14 protein-coding genes are annotated in these 17760 nt (G+C 32.3%); 7 read left to right on the top strand and 7 right to left on the bottom strand.

Annotated elements, in window-relative coordinates; all coding sequences use genetic code 11:
* The first annotated feature begins 58 nt into the window (after positions 1-58).
* From BLW23_RS18380 to BLW23_RS18390, 3 genes are read left to right on the top strand one after another with little or no spacing between them, the layout of a single operon-like run.
* The gene (locus tag BLW23_RS18380; RefSeq protein WP_143032225.1) at positions 59-610 is read left to right on the top strand and encodes a hypothetical protein; all 552 of its coding nucleotides are present in this window, start codon (positions 59-61) and stop codon (positions 608-610) included.
* A complete protein-coding gene (locus BLW23_RS18385) occupies positions 610-1986 on the top strand; it encodes a DUF5723 family protein (protein WP_093672609.1) in 1377 nt (458 codons plus the stop codon). The genes BLW23_RS18380 and BLW23_RS18385 overlap by 1 nt, the downstream gene beginning before the upstream one ends.
* Before the next feature lie 52 nt (positions 1987-2038).
* Complete coding sequence (locus BLW23_RS18390; protein WP_093672611.1) at positions 2039-2785, top strand: hypothetical protein; 747 nt, start codon at positions 2039-2041, stop codon at positions 2783-2785.
* Between the two features lie 57 nt (positions 2786-2842).
* Here BLW23_RS18390 and BLW23_RS18395 read toward each other — a convergent pair whose 3' ends face one another.
* On the bottom strand, positions 2843-4114 hold the full coding sequence (locus tag BLW23_RS18395; protein ID WP_093672613.1) for a replication-associated recombination protein A: 1272 nt from the start codon (positions 4112-4114) through the stop codon (positions 2843-2845).
* Between the two features lie 115 nt (positions 4115-4229).
* Here BLW23_RS18395 and BLW23_RS18400 point away from each other — a divergent pair, with 115 nt between their 5' ends.
* Positions 4230-4940: a rhomboid family intramembrane serine protease gene (locus BLW23_RS18400; RefSeq protein WP_093672615.1), complete on the top strand. Its 711-nt coding sequence runs from the start codon at positions 4230-4232 to the stop codon at positions 4938-4940.
* A 20-nt stretch (positions 4941-4960) separates the two neighbouring features.
* Here the strand turns inward: BLW23_RS18400 and rlmB are convergent, their stop codons facing one another.
* The 6 genes from rlmB to BLW23_RS18430 form a co-directional block, all read right to left on the bottom strand.
* Entirely contained in the window at positions 4961-5701 is a 741-nt protein-coding gene (gene rlmB, locus BLW23_RS18405) for a 23S rRNA (guanosine(2251)-2'-O)-methyltransferase RlmB (RefSeq protein WP_093672617.1), read from the bottom strand.
* A 230-nt stretch (positions 5702-5931) separates the two neighbouring features.
* Complete coding sequence (locus BLW23_RS18410) at positions 5932-6669, bottom strand: DUF4843 domain-containing protein (RefSeq protein WP_093672619.1); 738 nt, start codon at positions 6667-6669, stop codon at positions 5932-5934.
* A gap of 306 nt (positions 6670-6975) precedes the next feature.
* Complete coding sequence (locus tag BLW23_RS18415; RefSeq protein WP_093672621.1) at positions 6976-8481, bottom strand: RagB/SusD family nutrient uptake outer membrane protein; 1506 nt, start codon at positions 8479-8481, stop codon at positions 6976-6978.
* 21 nt (positions 8482-8502) lie between these two features.
* Positions 8503-11802, bottom strand: a complete 3300-nt coding sequence (locus tag BLW23_RS18420; RefSeq protein ID WP_093672623.1) for a SusC/RagA family TonB-linked outer membrane protein — start codon at positions 11800-11802, stop codon at positions 8503-8505.
* Positions 11803-12010: 208 nt separating this feature from the next.
* On the bottom strand, positions 12011-13507 hold the full coding sequence (locus BLW23_RS18425; protein ID WP_093672625.1) for a hypothetical protein: 1497 nt from the start codon (positions 13505-13507) through the stop codon (positions 12011-12013).
* A gap of 56 nt (positions 13508-13563) precedes the next feature.
* The gene (locus BLW23_RS18430) at positions 13564-14607 is read right to left on the bottom strand and encodes a glutaminyl-peptide cyclotransferase (RefSeq protein ID WP_093672627.1); all 1044 of its coding nucleotides are present in this window, start codon (positions 14605-14607) and stop codon (positions 13564-13566) included.
* A gap of 190 nt (positions 14608-14797) precedes the next feature.
* On the opposite strand from BLW23_RS18430, the gene BLW23_RS18435 reads away from it, so the two are divergent.
* From BLW23_RS18435 to BLW23_RS18445, 3 genes are all read left to right on the top strand, one after another.
* Positions 14798-15049: a type B 50S ribosomal protein L31 gene (locus BLW23_RS18435; RefSeq protein ID WP_093672629.1), complete on the top strand. Its 252-nt coding sequence runs from the start codon at positions 14798-14800 to the stop codon at positions 15047-15049.
* 91 nt (positions 15050-15140) lie between these two features.
* Positions 15141-16652, top strand: coding sequence for an FMN-binding glutamate synthase family protein (locus tag BLW23_RS18440; RefSeq protein WP_093672631.1), 1512 nt, complete (start codon positions 15141-15143; stop codon positions 16650-16652).
* Between the two features lie 13 nt (positions 16653-16665).
* Positions 16666-17751, top strand: coding sequence for a methyltransferase (locus BLW23_RS18445; RefSeq protein WP_093672633.1), 1086 nt, complete (start codon positions 16666-16668; stop codon positions 17749-17751).
* Positions 17752-17760: the final 9 nt, after the last annotated feature.

Genomic DNA, 17760 nt, shown 5'->3' on the forward strand with positions numbered 1-17760 from the left:
TTATAATTTAAATAAGTTAGTTAATAAAAGAAGAAACCTTAAGTATATGTACATAAATATGAAATGTAAAATTGTTAGTATTGTTTTTTGTATTGTCATCTTTGTCGTTTTGTCTTCTTGTGTAGAAGATTTAGACTTTAACCAAGCAGATGACATAGAGTTGACCCCTACTTATATTGGATCATTGATTTATTCAAACTTACCACAAACCTCTTTAGTAAGTCCTACCGGTATAGAAGTTAGTAGGATTTCAGACGTAACGCGAGTAGAGATTTTTGAAAATTCGGTGACCGATCGATTGAAAAAAGTAGATATTGATTTTGAAATAACAAATCCTTTTGATAGACGATTCACCATTGATTTTAGATTTTTAAATCAGGCGAATGATGAAACGTATCGAATTCCCCAAATTGAAGTCAATCAAAACGTATCTAAATACAAAGTTAAGGAGGAAATAATACTGTCGGATAATAGTGCTATTTTAAACTCAACTAAAATTGAAGTTACTGTAGAGTTACTTCCTAGCGCGGATGGTTCAATAATTGATATCAACGACGATAAAACTTTTATATTTAAATCAGCAGGAACATTTTATTTCGGAATAAATTAATGAAAAAGTTAATAGTTATTATGATATTTCTTTTAGGAATATCGAAAACATCTGTGGCTCAGAATAAGCAGGTGTTGTATGAATTTGATCAAATCCCTCAGGCATTATTACTAAATCCAGGAAGCAAAGTAAATTATAAATATTCAGTAGGGATTCCGTTGTTATCGGGAATCTCGTTTCAAGCTGGAATTACTGGAATTACGGTTGCTGATATTTTTAGGAATGATGGAATAGATCCGAACATAAAGTTTAGAAATGCGCTCAATAGAATCTCTGCCGATGATTATTTACAGTTTAATTCTCAAATAGAAGTAGTTAGTGGTGGATTTAGATTGGATGAGAAGAATTTTATTTCCGCTGGTTTTTATACTGAAATAGATGTTTTTGGAAACGCACCTAAAGATATTTTTACATTGTTAAATGAAGGGAATGCGGCTTACTTGAATAAAAAGTTTTCCCTGTCACAGGGAAACTTTAAAGCAGAAGCATTGGGAGTTCTTCATTTTGGACTATCTAGAAAGGTTAGCGAAAAATTGAATATCGGAGCCAGATTAAAGATATATTCTGGAGTTGCTAACGTTATGACAACGAACAATACTGGTAGCTTTACGACAAGATTGGGACAGGATAATATCTATAGACATTTTTTGAATAATGTAAATGTAACGGGGTATAGTTCGGGAATTTATGATGAGAATGATGAGACGATAGATGCTAGTACCTTGTTAGGACGTTCTTTTTTGGGAGGAAATTTAGGGCTAGGAATAGATTTTGGTTTTACTTATAAGTTAGATGAAAGCACTGAGTTAACCGCAAGTTTGCTTGATATTGGTTTCGTAGGTTATTCAGAAGATGTAAAAAATGCAAATATTAATGGAAGTTATTCGTTTTCAGGAATAGAATTTCAATACGATGGGAATAATACCAATTACTGGGAAGATTTAAGTAATGATTTTAAATCGAAGGTTCCAACCGAAGAAAATAATGATTCATATTCTGTTATGAGACCGATAAAGTTCAATGCTTCGGTAAAACATGTTTGGGGTAAAACAAGAAAAGAAAAAAATTGTTATGATATGAGTTATAATGATTATTATGACAATGGAGTAGGGGCTCAAATATTTTCAGTATTTAGACCTACAGGACCGAGATTGGCACTAACAGGTTTTTATGAACGAAGATTTTTAAAAGGTTTAATGGGAAAGTTTACATATACTATTGATGATTTCTCCTCTACAAATATAGGCGCTGGTTTGTCAGCTAAGATTGGAAAAGTAAATGTTTATGGTATTGTTGACAATATCTTTGGTTTGTCAAATTTAGCAGATACCAATACAGCATCGTTCCAATTAGGGGTAAATTTAATTTTTAGATAAATTAAATTGCAAATATTCTTATATTCATCATTGAAAAAAATAAAAGTAATCGATGAAAATTAACAAAATGTTTTTTGTCATTTTCTGCATATTTACGTTAGCAGGATATGGCCAGAAAAAAATTAATAATTATAAATATATCGTTGTGCCAACGAGGTTTGATTTTTTGAAAAAAGATGATCAATATCAAACGAGTTCATTAACTAAGTTCTTATTTAAAAAACATGGTTTTAAGGTTTACTTGGAAAATGAAGAGTTACCTGATGATTTAAGTAGAAATAGATGCTTAGCGTTAACAGGAGTGATTAAAGATGCGTCTAGTATGTTTACAACAAAGAACTTTGTAGAACTAAAAGATTGTAATAATAGAATAGTTTTTACCTCTGACGAAGGTGCAAGTAAATTAAAAGATTATAAAAAGGCTTATCACGCTTCTATAAGAAGTGCGTTTGTTTCTATTAAGAATTTAAAGTATAAGTATGTACCATTAACAAATGAAAATGTCAAGAATGATAAGGCTATTGTAAACTCTGTAAATTCGACACCTGAAGTTATGGAAGGTGTGAAACTTAAAGCAAATGTTGAGTTGAAGTTACTATATGCGCAATCATTGAATAATGGGTTTCAGCTTGTGGATAGTCAACCACAGAAGGTTTTTATTGTTCTTAAGTCGGAATTAAAAAATGTGTTTATTTTAAAAAATAAGAAAGGAATTATTTACAAGATAAACGATTTTTGGAAGGCTGAGTATTATGAAGGAGAAGAGAAAATAACGAGATTTTATAATATAAAGTTTTAGAGTATTATCTATTAAAAAAAAAATGAGGTGTTTGTTAGAACACCTTATTTTTTTGTTTTAATAATTGTATTTATTTTTCCAGCGTTGTTTCAAGGTTTCTCGGAATTGATTTTCGCGAGAATTATTACCAGGCTCGTATAATTTGGTGTTTTGAACTTCGTCAGGCATGTATTCCTGATTAACAAAATTTCCTTGATAATTATGAGAATACAAATAGTCTTTTCCGTAATCAAGATCTCTCATTAATTTAGTAGGAGCATTTCTTAAGTGTAAAGGTATAGGTAAATCCCCTGTTTTTTTAACTAGACTCTGAGCTTCGTTTATAGCCATATAAGAGGCATTGCTTTTAGGGGAGTTAGCTAAATATACTGCGCACTGACTTAATAGTATTCTTGATTCTGGGTTACCTATTACAGATACCGCTTGAAACGTATTATTCGCCAATATTAAAGCGGTAGGATTTGCATTTCCTATATCTTCAGAAGCCGAAATTAGTAACCTACGTGCAATAAATTTCACATCTTCTCCTCCTTCGATCATTCTTGCCAACCAATATACAGCAGCATTTGGGTCACTTCCACGTATAGATTTTATAAAAGCAGAAATTATATCATAATGCTGTTCTCCCGTTTTGTCATATCGCGCTGGAGACTTTTGAATTTTTTTTAATACCAGTTCGTTGGTTATTGTAATTTTATCTTCTGTATTAACGAGTAATTCAAATGTATTTAATAGTTTTCTAGCATCTCCACCTGAAACTCGTAATAAAGCGTCAGTTTCCTTTAATATTATTCCTTTTTTCGAAATTATTTCGTCTTTTTCTATTGCTCGATTTAAAAGTGCGATTAAATCTTCTTTATCAAATGAATTTAGAATGTAAACTTGACATCTTGATAAGAGGGCGGGAATAACTTCAAAACTGGGGTTTTCCGTAGTTGCTCCAATTAAGGTAACCCAACCTCGTTCTACCGCTCCAAGAAGAGAGTCTTGTTGCGATTTACTAAACCTGTGAATTTCATCAATGAATAGAATAGGATTCTTCTGTGTAAATAGGCCACTACTTTTTTTTGCTTTCTCAATAACCTCTCTAACGTCTTTTACTCCAGAACTAATTGCACTTAAGGTGTAAAATGGACGTTCCGATTCTTTTGCAATAATATTAGCGAGTGTTGTCTTACCAATTCCAGGTGGCCCCCATAAGATTAGTGAGGGGATTATTCCCTGTTTAATATGATTTGTTAAGATTCCGTTAGGTCCAACTAAATGTTGTTGACTTATATAGTCTTGTAACGATTTTGGTCGTATTCTTTCCGCTAAAGGTTGGCTCATTTTAAAGAGTGTATTATAAGTCAAAGTTACTAATTATTTTGACTAAATTTAAGTACATAAAATATGACAAAATAGCATAGTTTTTTTTTGGATTTATTTTTGATATTAAAATGTTATGAGTGAAAAGTATGATCTTAAGTTTTCGGATAGAATGATTATGATACCATTCATTATGGTGTTTGTAATATGGTTTGTTTATTGGTTAGAAATTAAATTTGGACTAAATTTTAATGAATATGGACTTTATCCAAGATCATTTACTGGGCTGAGAGGAATATTATTTTCACCATTTATACATAGTGGTGTTAGTCATTTATTTAACAATTCTATACCATTATTCGTTTTAACCAGTATATTGCTTTATTTCTATAGAGATGTTTCTAAAAATATCTTAATTTATGGAGGAATTGTGACGGGTACTTTGACTTGGATAATAGGAAGAGAATCTCATCATATAGGAGCGAGCGGAATAGTATACTTACTCTTTAGTTTTGTTTTTTTTAGTGGAATATTAAAAAAACATTTTAGATTAGTTGCGGTGTCTCTAGTTGTAATTTTTTTATATGGAAGTATGGTGTGGTATGTTTTTCCTTTAAAAGAAGGAATTTCTTGGGAAGGACATTTGTCGGGATTTATAGTTGGAATAACACTTGCTTTTATTTTTAAAAATAAAGGCATTACTAAGGAGGAATTTGTCTTTAGTAGGAATGATTTTGATGATATGTTTGATAATGAGGGTAATTACATTCCTCCAGTTGAAGAAACTGAAGAAGAGATAATTAATACAATTACTTATAAGTATATTTATAAAGAAGATCCAGAGTAAAACTGAATCTTCTTTTTGTTTTATAAAGAACGTTGTCTTACGGTTTCATATAAGAAAGCTCCACAAGCAACTGAAACGTTAAGAGATTCTATTTCTCCTAATAACGGTAATTTTGCTTTATAATCTGATAACTTCAAAACAGAATTACTAACTCCTTTATGTTCTGATCCTACTACAATCGCGATTGGTTGATTAAAATTAACATCATAAATTAAATCTTCCGTTTTTTCTGTAGCCGAAACTAATTTTATATCTACCGATTTTAAATGGAATATGGCATCTTTAATATGGTCAACTTTACATATTGGAATTTTAAATGCTGCTCCAGCTGATGTTTTAATTGTTTCTGCATTAACAGGAGCACTTCCACTTTTAGGAATAATAATCCCGTTCACTCCAGTACATTCAGCAGTTCTAATAATAGCTCCGAAATTACGAACATCAGAAACTTGATCTAAAAGTAGAAAGAGCGGGGTTTCGCTGTTTTCTATAGTATTATTGATTAGGGTTTCAAGATCACTGAACTCGATAGGAGCAATTTTAGCAACAGCACCTTGATGATTATTATGTTTTGACAATCTATCAAGTTTTTCCGCAGGAACTAAACTTATTGAAATTTTATTCTTTTTAGTGAGTTTTTCTAGTTGATAAAATAGGTCACCTCTCAGGCCTTTCTGTAAATAAACCTTATTAATTGAAGAACCGCTTTCAATGGCTTCAATTATAGCTCTAATACCGAAAATTATTGTGTTTTCTTGCATGCTGCAAAGTTAATAGAATTATCATAATAGTATACAATTAAAATCTAATCTATTATGTATTTATTTTTAGTTTTCTATTTTAATTTATTCGGCCCCAGATTATATCTTATAAATTGTGGTTCTTTAAACGAATAGATGTTGTAACCGTAAAAAACACTCATTTAACAGGCTATTATAAATCAAAAAGTCAGAGAATAATTTCTCTGACTTATAAGTGTTGTTTTTTGTTTCTATTGAACAGTAAATGTGGAAGAAGTGTAGGATCCATAATTACCGGAAGCTGTAAAAACATTCGCCCCGTTCAATGTTAAAACGTATCCTGTACCTCCATCTCCATATGCGTCATATATTTGTATAACATAGTCACCAGGACTAAGACATATTGCAGAGGAGAGGCTACCAGTCATACCTGCGTAGGCTCCATAACTAGGAGTGGCTGCACTTGCGAGTACAACTTCTCCTGTAGATGTATTAGTGATAGACCAATACGCTTCTTCGGGCCAATCGTCAAAGTCTAAAGTTACTTTGGCTTTAGACATTCCAGAGTTACAAACTTTGGAAACGTTAAGCGTAATTTTTTCACCAACATAAAAGTCATCACTACCTTTTAAATTTAAAACTAATATTTTATCCGTTGCAATGTCCAAACCTTCATCTTTGAACGTAATGTCCAAAGAGGCACTATTAGTGTTGGCAGGGATCGTTATACTACTAGGAATAGAATAAGCAGATGCGCTAATCGTCGATTCGTCTTCATCGATTATTATCTCAATGCTTCTATCATTTCCTACGATATTACCGGTATAAATGATAATACTTTCAACAATCTCACTGTTAGGAGGTACTCCGACATCGGATGAGTTTTTTTCGAAAGTGGCGTAGTTAGTAAACTCGACTTCGTCGTTACAACTGATAGTAATAAGTAATAAAGCTAACATGGTAAATACTCTGTAAGTAATTTTCTTCATGGTTAAATAAATTGATTAATTAAATAAAAAACAGAGATAGTTAGTATGTAAACTTAGATTGATTAGTAGTTATAATTTAAGATTATAATATTAATGTTTAAAATTAGGTATACACTTAAGTTATTTGTAAATACCCTACAGTATTTACTCATTAATAAATAAAAGTGGAGTTATTATAGGTCTTGGTTAAAGAAGAAGAGAGAGTGCCTATAATTTGTAGTGATAATTATTTATTTAAATAATTTACTTTTACTATTAATAAATAACAAACCTCTGCAACGTGAGCAGAGGTTTGAAATTAAACTATTATAAGTTTTGATCCGTAATGAAGGGGTTGTTTTGAATTTCATCTAATGGAATTTCAAAAGTAAACCTTTCATCATTATATTGAATTGGCGTACCAACTAGAGACAAGTGATTTGATCCTCTTGTAACGGTGGCTTTATTACGCTTCATTGCTAAATAACTTTTACCTTCACCCCAAAATTCAATACGAGTTTGCAAGTAAATTTCATCTAACAAAGCCTGTCCTGATAAAGCATCAATATAAGTCACATCAGGTACACGTCTAGATACTAATGCTTTTAGGCTTGTCCTAGCGGCGCCTTCAGCACCTGCTTTCGCATTAGCTTCTGCATTTAATAAATACATTTCTTCAATTCTCATGTAAACATAATCAGCAGAAACAACTGTAGAAGTACCACCTATGCTTCCAGAAGCATAAAATTTAAATAACGGTTGTAAATGTCTACCATTAGTAGGGTTATTAAAAAATTGTGCTTTACGTGCATCATTGGCTGGAATAGCGTCAAAAAGAGATTGATCGATAGACTTGTTATCTCCGTAAGCAGCATAACTAAATGACCAAGCATCTATTTGACCCCACCAAGAGACTAATCCAATTTCATTTGTCTCGGTTATATCAATACCCCACATCCAGCTAGATGTATTAACGTCTGCAAAACCATTTGTTACCTCTGAAGAAGCTAACATTGAATGGTTTCCAGCGTTAATTACTTCTTGAGTTAATGTTGCAACTCTAGAATCCTCTCCACCTTTAGCTCCAAGGACATAGGCTAAAAAACCTTTAGCAACATCTAAATTAACAGAACTTTTTGCACTTCTATTAAATCCAGATAGTAAAGAAATAGCATCAGTTAAATCTTTTTCCATCTGAGTATAAACTTCTCCAGCTGTTGATTTAGGTAAGTTAACACCGATCGGTTCTATATATAATGGTAAAATAGGTTCTGAAGCATTATATTCTTTTTGATAATATTGAGTTAAATAGAAATAAGAGTGAGCTCTCATCGCTTTTGCTTGCCCCATATTATGCTTTCCTTCTTCAGTAGAAGGTGTCGCATCGTTACCACCTAAATTTTCAATCACCGTATTAGCAGAACGAATAATACGATAATAATATCTCCATATTTGGCGGTTATCACCAAAAGTAAAATCTTCACAAGCTTGTAATTCAGTAATGCTTGCTCTATACCATCCATAAGTACTTGTACTTAGTGCCATATCTCCAGATACCATATCTCCAAAAACATCATACGATTTATGTCCAAAATCATCATGACCTTCTGTTCCTCCCGATCCAAACTGGATCATTTGCGCATACATTCCTGTAACGAATGCCGCGGGAATATCTAGGTTCGTTTTAGCACCTTGCTCTAATTGTGCCGAGGTTAAAAATTGCGTTGGCTGACTTTCACCTGAAGTGCCGTCATTATTTAATAGTTCATCACTACAACTAAAGGCGAGCCCTAAAAATGCTGTAAGTAATGATATTTTTATTATTTTTTTCATAATATCTACTAGTTTATAAAATTAAAACTTAACTCTTACACCGAAAGTTATGGTTGTAGCAGGAGCATAAATTCTACGTCCAGAATTACCTGTCTCACGTATTGAAGGGTTAAATCCTTTTCTGGCAGATTCAATAAATAAGTTATCTCCAGAAACCCATAAGTTAATTAAGTCTATACCAGAATTCGGCATAAAAGAACTAGGTACTGTATATCCAATTCTGGCATTATTTAAAGCAATAAAGTCAGTGCTAGTAATGAAACGGTCAGAGGTAGAGTTTTGCTCCAATCCATCAGCTAACCTTGGAACATCCGTCACATCACCTGGCTGTGACCATCTGTTTCTAATATCAACATGGTAGTTTGTAGAAGCCGCACCAAAGCGATCAGTCATTAATTCTTGATATTGAGCGTCAAACGCATATCCACCTATACTATAAGTAAATTGAGTTGAGAAATCAAAATTCTTGAATTTCCCTGACAATCTGAAAGCTCCTCTTAAATCTGGAATAAAAGATTTATCTATAAAAACTTGGGTAGCATCTCCATAAACCTTTGTGGTAGTTCTTTTAATATTAGCTCCTGAAACTCTTTGCTGATATTCGAAAAGAGAAGAAGTCGTACTTGTGTTTATACCATTTTCTTCTATAGCAAAATCACCTTCACCAGCATCTAAAACACCATTGTCATTTTTATCATCATAATATTGATACCACATAGGTGTACCATCAGCAGGGTCTACACCTGCTGATTCTCTTAAATAGAAATCAAACATTGATCTACCAGCAGCAAAAGCGAAAAGCCCACTATCCTCACTTGAACCAGCGTCTAAGATTTTAGGTAGCCCAGTCGATGCATCTAATGGCATGGTAACAAACTCATTGGTTAACATTTCACCGTTAACACTTAAATCAAGCTTAAAGTCTTCCGTATTAACAATATGACCCGTTAGATCAAATTCAAAACCTTGATTTAAAATTTCTCCATCATTAACGCGAATAGAAGAGAAACCTACAGATGGACCTCTTCGAGCATTAAAAAACAAATTGTCAGTATTTTTTCTGTAGAAATCAAAATTAGCATCCAAGTATTGCCCAAAACCACTTTCTATTCCCACTTGAAACATTTTAGATGTTTCCCATGTTAAATTTTCATCTCCAGGAATTCTTTCAGATAAAGCCAATTCACCACCAACAGAGTCAGCGTTGAAAGTATTGTACCCTCGCCAAGTTTCCGCGCCATCCTGATCACCAGTAACACCATACGAAGTTTTTAGTTTTAGAAAGGAAACAAAACTATTGGACATAAAATCTTCTTCGCTAATAATCCATGCAGCACCAATAGAACCAAATACTCCCCATTTATCTTTTACGAAACGTGAAGAGCCATCGGTTCTTAAAGAACCAGTTAAGAAGTATTTATTGGCAAAGTTATAATTCACTTGACCAAAGTAAGATTCTATAGCAGATGCATTTTGATAACCTGAAGTAGGTGATGTAGTAAGAAGATAATTGTTAGGTACATATAAACCAGGAACAACTACACTTTGCTTAGATACATTAGATTGAGCAAAGCTACGTTCAAAAGTTTCATGTGCAGCTAAAGCCTCAAATGAATGGTCACCAAAAGATTTGTTAAATCTTAATAACTGCAAAAATGTTTTAGACCATCTAATACGATCTCTAATTCCTAAAGTACCACCAGATCCTTCTGAAGTTCCATATACATGGTTACCAGCATCTACTCGTTTTTCATAAGAATATTGACCTCCAAATTGGGTTTCGAAGGTTAGGTCATCAGTAAGCTTAAAATTAGCAGAAACATTTCCATTTAAACCATGTGTATCCGCGCCTAAAAAATCAAGTACAGCCGAACCAATTGCATTTAAGTTATTAGCATTAGGTCTGTTTCTATCAAAACCAAAATTATTAATTATTGAGGTTTGAGCTCCATAGTCATATTGAGAACCACCATAAATTGGATCTGGAATTAAGTCTCCAGTACCTGGATATCTCGCGAAAACGGGGTATATAGGAGCCATTTTATCAGCAAATTCAAAAACATTTTCAGACCCTTCTATTTGTCCGTTATTAGTGCTTTCTGAGTAAGAATACCCCATATTTACGCCAACTGTCAACCAATCTTTTACATCTGAATTAACGTTTAATCTTGTCGAATATCTTCTGTAATCAGAATTAACTGTATACCCGCTGTCATCTAAGTATCCTACTGAAAAGAAGTATTTTGATTTTTCAGAACCACCTCCAATTCTAAGGTTGGCCTCAGATCTTATTCCTGTGCCAAAAGCTATATCCCCATATCTTTCAGGGGTAAATAATCTTTGCACCCCAGGTCTTACGGTTCTAGTGGTAGGGTCGATTAAAGACGCTGCATCAGTAACATTCCATAAATTGTAACCTTGACCGATACCATCATTACCGAATAAAGTGTTATTGGCGAAAGCTTCCGGATCAGGCTGTGCAGGGTCTCCAAATACTCCACGATTATATAAACCTTCCCAAACTAAACCAATAAACTCTTCAGGTGAAGAAAGAACTTCGTAACGAGGAATTATTTGTTGATTAATACCTGTCTTAACGTCTACTTCAATATAACCTTTTTCTGATTTAGATCCAGATTTAGTTGTTATTAAAACAACACCATTCGCTCCACGTGAACCATAAATAGCCGTTGCTGTAGCATCTTTTAATACGGTAGTAGTTTTAATATCTGCAGGGTTAACTGAATTCAAATCGAAGTTACCAGCAAATGGTACACCATCAACAACATAAAGAGGACTACGATTTCCTAAAGGAGACCCATAACCTCTAATACGAACTGTACCAATACTTCCTGGTTGACCTGAAGTGTTAATAACAGTAACACCCGCAACCTCTCCTGCTAACGCTTGAGAAACATTCGAAAATGATTTGGCCTCAAGGTTTTCAGTTTGAATAGTTGCAGCGGTACCGGCATAAGCTTTTTTTGTAGTTGTACCATACCCAACAACAACAACCTCTTCAAGTAAGTTGTCATTTTCCATAAGCACATTAATTTGATTAGCACCGTTAACCGTTTTTTGAGCTGATTTCATCCCAACAAAACTAAATACAAGTACATCCCCTGATTTAGCCTTTAAAGAGTAGTTTCCGTCAAAGTCAGTTTCAGTACCCTGTGTTGTGCCCTTTTTCAAGACTGTAACCCCAGGTAATGGACCTGATTCGTCAGAAACGGTACCTGAAATTGTTCGGTCTTGCGCAAAGGAAATTTGCACAACCAACGCCAGTAATAGCGTTAAAATTCCATTAAACTTTGTTCTCATTATATAATTATTTGAATTAATTAGTTGCTAAAATCTTAAATAAATCTTAAAGAAGCAATTTTTTAACAAAAAAAATGAAGTAAAAATGCCTTAAAAATAAAGGAATAGGCTCTTATTAAGAAATAATCACTAATTTTCAATATGTTAAATATTTCTAAAACAAAAAGGAAATTATTACAAATAATTTAATAAAATAAGGAGTTTGAAGCTATTCTTCTATAAATTGGAAAGCTCCAATATCTATTGAAGTGGTTCTTGAATTTCCTTCAATGTCTTCTGTTAGTGGAGTGAAGTTACCACTACCGATAGCATCACTATTAAATAGTATTGAAAACATGTTTTCGAATGGATTTTCAAAATCGGGAAGTCCGTTAATAATGTTATTTTGATAGTGAGATGTATCGCTAAGGTTTAGTTCTTCCACATTTGAATAAACGTTGTTTAAATCATTAAATTGAATTAAACAATGGTTAAGGTTGTAATTAAAAATAGTAGTCCCTATTTTATCAAATATTAACTCAATATTGTTGTTTCCTTCAATAATGGTGTTAGAGAAGTTAGCTTCTATTAAATCTTTTACGTCAGTTACTTCTTCGTTACTATTATTTTTAAAAGTATAATGGTTGTTGATAATAACAGAAGGAAGTTGTCGGAGACTGTTGTTCCAATAATTGGCAAAAGTGGCATGATTAAAATTGTACTTACCGCCATGAGTGCAAGCTAAAGAAGATTGTCCAGCACTTCCGATAACCAAATTATTACCTATAATGTTAGTGTTTCTTGCAAACAGCCCATAAGCGGCGCAATCGTATATCTCTGTATTAAGTAGGGTAATTGAAGGAGTATCTGACAACCCTTCCACTAATGTTCCGACTACAGCATTTTTTATCACAACATTAGAAAATATATTATTTATACTACCATTTCTAATCCAAATAGTTCCCCATTGACCAGGAACTCTGTCAAATTGATGTTCCAATCGATCTCCTTGAAAAGTAATCTTTTGTTCTAAAGTACCATTGGCAGTTAAAGTAGCATTGTTATCAACTATAAGTCCAGAATTATTATGAAAGTGAATATTAGTACCTTTTTCAATAGTTAATGTTTTGCCTGAAGGCACTGCAGCATAACCATAAATTACGTAGGGCTTATCTGCTGAGAAGTTCAATTCCTCATCAGTTAAGTATCGCCCTTGTATATTAGTTTCTTCACCGTTAATAGTTAGGGTTTCTATTTCTAAACCAGTTCTATTCGGGAAGATAAAATTGGCATCTTGAACAAGAGTTACTAAATCTACACTTTGTTGGTTATTACCATTATCAAAGAGAATTTTATCTGTATACAAAGGATCAGTAATTGAGCTGAAATCAACAGTAGTTTCTACAAAAATGAATATACTGTCTCTGGCTAAAATATCAATTTGCTCGAATTCTTTTCCTGGAATTCCATCAACGTTTAATCTATAGCTTGATGTAGTTCCGTTTTCAAGTTTTATAGAAGGAATAGTAATAGCATTATTACTTCTATTATATATTTTTAAATTATAAGTTGAAGATCCTATATTACTAAAAATCGTATCCAAAAAGATAGTATCTTTTGAAAATTCTAGACTCCCAAAATTAGGTATAGTCTCAAAATCTTTTCTGCAAGAGCCAGCAGAAAAAATGAATATAACAGCAACGACAATTAATAAAGTAGATCTCATCAAAATATTTTAGAAGAAAGGTTTAATGGTTCTAAAATAACAATTTAAAACAGAAATTATTGTTTAATTATTTCTATTTCAAATAATTTATTCCAGTTTTTTCCAGTAACGAACATCCTATTATTCTCTTTGTCGAAAGCAATTCCGTTTAAAACTTCGTCTTCATCGACTAAACTTTGAGTTTTTTTCATTTCCTCAACCAAACCAGTTAAGTTAATTATTCCTTCAACAATACCGTTTTCAGGATTTATAATAGCGATTAAAGGTTTTTTCCAATAATTTGCATAGATTTTGCCGTTAATAAGTTCTAGTTCGTTTAATTCTTTTATCGTGAGTTTGTTGGTGTATACTTGAATATTTCTCTTTTCTTTTTGATCACTTGGATTTAAGAACCAGATTTTATTAGTTCCGTCAGATTTGATTAACTCGTTATCGTTATGAGTTAACCCCCAACCTTCATTACTTTTGTTGTAATTAAAGCTGCCAATTTTCTCGAAAGTATCTAGTGAATAGATAAAACCTTTACGTGCTTGCCAAGTAAGCCAGTAAATTTTATTATCAAAAATAGTCATACCTTCTCCGAAGTACTTTTTATCTAAATTGATTTGTTGAAGAACTTTTCCAGTTTTTAATTCAACTTTTCTTAAACTCGATTTACCTCTTCTACCAGTGGTTTCATATAAGAATCCATTGTGATATTCTAGCCCTTGGGTATATGCTTTGTTATCATGTGGGTACGTGTTTACTATTTTGAACTTGTATGAAGTGTAACGTTTATCCGCAAAAACCTCAATAGAATTATTTAATTTTTTCGACTTATTTGGATAAAAAGCGATGGCGGTAATCAAATGCTTTCCAACACCAAAATCGGAAGTGTTAAAAGAAACTTTTGTTTCATTTTTATTGACTCTTTTCTTATTAACATAAATGTGAACTGAATCAATTTTATTTCCTTTTAATTGTTCAAATTCAATATTTGCTTTTGCTCCTAGGTTAGCTTTTTTAGTGGTGTTAAGCTTAAATTTATAATTATTTTCACTGCAAGAAGTTAATAGTATACCAGCTAAACAGGTAAAAGCAAGATATTTATAAATGTTCATAATGAAATGATATTTGTTTTCAAGTTTATTTTTGACCCTACAAATTAAAACAATTTATTGTTTGGAAATTAAAAAAAAGGGTTAAATTTGCACCTTCAAATAGCCATTGCAGGTTTTTGATTTTTGTGAAGGCGTTTAAAGCTTTACCAACTTTAAACAATTTGATTATAAAATTTAAAGTAATATTAAGATGAAAAAAGGTATACACCCAGAAAATTATAGATTGGTTGCATTCAAAGATATGTCAAACGGAGATGTATTTATTACTCGATCTACTGCAAATACAAAAGAAACATTAGAATTTGAAGGAGAAGAGTATCCATTAATTAAATTGGAAATTTCTAGAACATCTCACCCTTTCTATACTGGTAAGTCTAAGTTAGTTGATACTGCTGGACGTATTGATAAATTCAAAAACAAATACGCAAAATTCAAGAAATAATTTGAATTTTTTACAATATATAAGCTCTGATTATTTCAGAGCTTTTTTTATGCAATAAAACTTGTATTTTTAGCTTCTAAAACTTGATTATATGAGAGATACAATACTAGCTGTGGTTATTGGACTTAACATTTTATGTGGAGTGTTAACTTTTTTTATACCTGAGATGGGGAACTTTATTTTGTTAACTATTTCTACTATTTTTACCTTACTAGCATTGTTTGATGCCTTTGTTCAGAAAAAACATTCATTGATGCGCGCTTTTCCTATTGTGGCAAGATTGAGATGGGTTTTTGAAGAAGAACGTGAAAAAATTCAACAATACTTTATTGAAGATGATTTAAATGGAACTCCCATTAACCGCGAAAAAAGAAGTATTGTCTATCAGAGATCTAAAAAAGAAATTGAAACGATACCATTTGGTACTCAGCATGATGTTTATGCAAAAGGGTATGAGTTTGTGAAGCATTCATTGTTTCCAACTGATCATCATCATATTGAAGGTGAGAGAATTCTAATAGGTTCGGATAAATGTTCTCAAAAATATAATGCATCTATAATAAATATTTCAGCCATGTCATTTGGTTCATTAAGTAAAAATGCAATCATGGCTTTAAATCAAGGAGCAAAACTTGGAGATTTTGCTCATAATACTGGCGAGGGTGGAATTTCACCTTATCATTTACAAGGCGGAGATTTGATATTTCAAGTAGGAACTGGATATTTTGGAGCTGGAGAAACGAAAAATGGAAAGAGAGTTTTTAATGATGAGATTTTTAGAAATAATGCAATAAGGCCTGAAGTGAAAATGATAGAAATTAAATTTTCACAGGGTGCAAAGCCTGGGCATGGAGGGATCTTACCAGCAAAAAAAAATACTGAGGAAATTGCTAAAATACGAGCGGTTAAACCATATACAAGAGTTGATTCTCCTCCTAGCCATTCATCCTTTTCAAATTTTACTGAGATGATTGAGTTTATTCAAAAGGTAAGGGAGTTGAGTAATGGAAAACCTGTAGGTGTTAAATTGTGTGTTGGGAATACTGATGAAATAGAAGCTATGATTAAGGAGTTTTCGGATTCAAATAATTACCCTGATTTTATTGCTGTGGATGGAGGTGAAGGAGGTACAGGGTCGGCTCCTTTAGAGTTTACAAACTATATTGGAACTCCATTGATTGAAGGACTTGTTTTTATCAATAAAACATTGAAAAAATATGGATTAAAAGATCAGATCAAAATTATGGCCAGTGGAAAAGCTGTTGATGCATTCGATGTTGTGAAGTACTTGGCGCTTGGAGCTGATGTAATAGGTATGGCACGAAGTTTTATGCTTAGTCTGGGATGTATTCAAGCACGTGAGTGCAATTTAGATACATGTCCTGTTGGTGTGGCTACTCAAGATGATGATTTAGTTGAAGCGCTAGTAGTGAAGTATAAAAATGAAAGAGTACAAAATTACCATCAAAAAACAGTTTCTGCGGTAAAGGAAATGGTTGCAGCTATGGGGAAAGACTCTATATCTAAATTAGAAGCTCAAAATGTATTTAGAAGAGATAAGAGTGATAAAATTTCTCCGTTGGATGAGATATATTATAATTAAAAATTAAGGTTAATTGGTTTTAGATATACATAAAGAAAGTTTTTTATTAGAAAGATATCCTCAAACTAAGGACAATAATTTACGGGCTTGGAGTAATGCCGAATTAATGGCTTTGGATTATGTCAAAGACTATGATAGTAAAACAATTCATACGTTTAACGATCGATTTGGGGTTTGGAGTTGTGTTTTGAATAAATTGGATGTCCGTGTAATAATAACTCATGCTAGTCAGCAAAAAGCAATAGTTCAAAATTTAGAAAGGAATTCACTTGATTCGAAAGTTTCGTTCTTGGATCCATTGGAGGATTACAAGCGGGTTGATTTAGCTTTGATAAAAACCCCTAAGTCTTTAGAGCTTTTTGAGTTGTTTCTGTATAATATTCATAGAAGCGCACATGAAAATACTGAAGTAATATGTTGTTTTATGACCAAGCATTTTTCAAAAAGTATGTTGGAAATAGCAGAGTTGTATTTCGAAACTACTGAGCAAACAAAAGCTTGGAAGAAAGCAAGGTTATTAATTTTAAAGAAGCCTAAAAAAGATATACTGGCTAAAGAATTAGTAAATCGCATTGAATTTGATGGAAATCTATTTTTGCAATACTATGGTGTGTTTTCTTCAAGTAGAATTGATATTGGTACGAAATTCTTTCTTGAGAATATCAACATAAAAAATACCGAAACCAGAGTGCTTGATTTGGCTTGTGGTAATGGTGTGATAGGTTATGTAGTAACAGAGCAAAATCCAGAAGCGGAAGTTACTTTTATTGACGATTTTAGCTTAGCTATAGAGTCTGCTAAAATTAATTTAAACAATAAGAAGGCTGTATTTATATGTAGTGATACCATTATTGATCTTAAAGGAAAAGAGTTTGATGTTGTTCTTTCTAACCCACCATTTCACTTCGAATTTGAAAATAATATAGAGGTAAGTTTATCTCTATTTGAAATGGTTTGTGATTGTTTAAAAAAAGAAGGTCGCTTTGTTTTGGTAGCCAATAAACATTTGAATTATAAAACTCATCTGAGTAAAATATTCAACTCAGTTGAAGTGATAAAAGAGAATAAGAAATTTATGATTTATGAATGTTTAAAATAGTATTTCAAA

Source organism: Tenacibaculum sp. MAR_2009_124 (assembly GCF_900105455.1).
Taxonomy (GTDB): Bacteria; Bacteroidota; Bacteroidia; order Flavobacteriales; family Flavobacteriaceae; genus Polaribacter.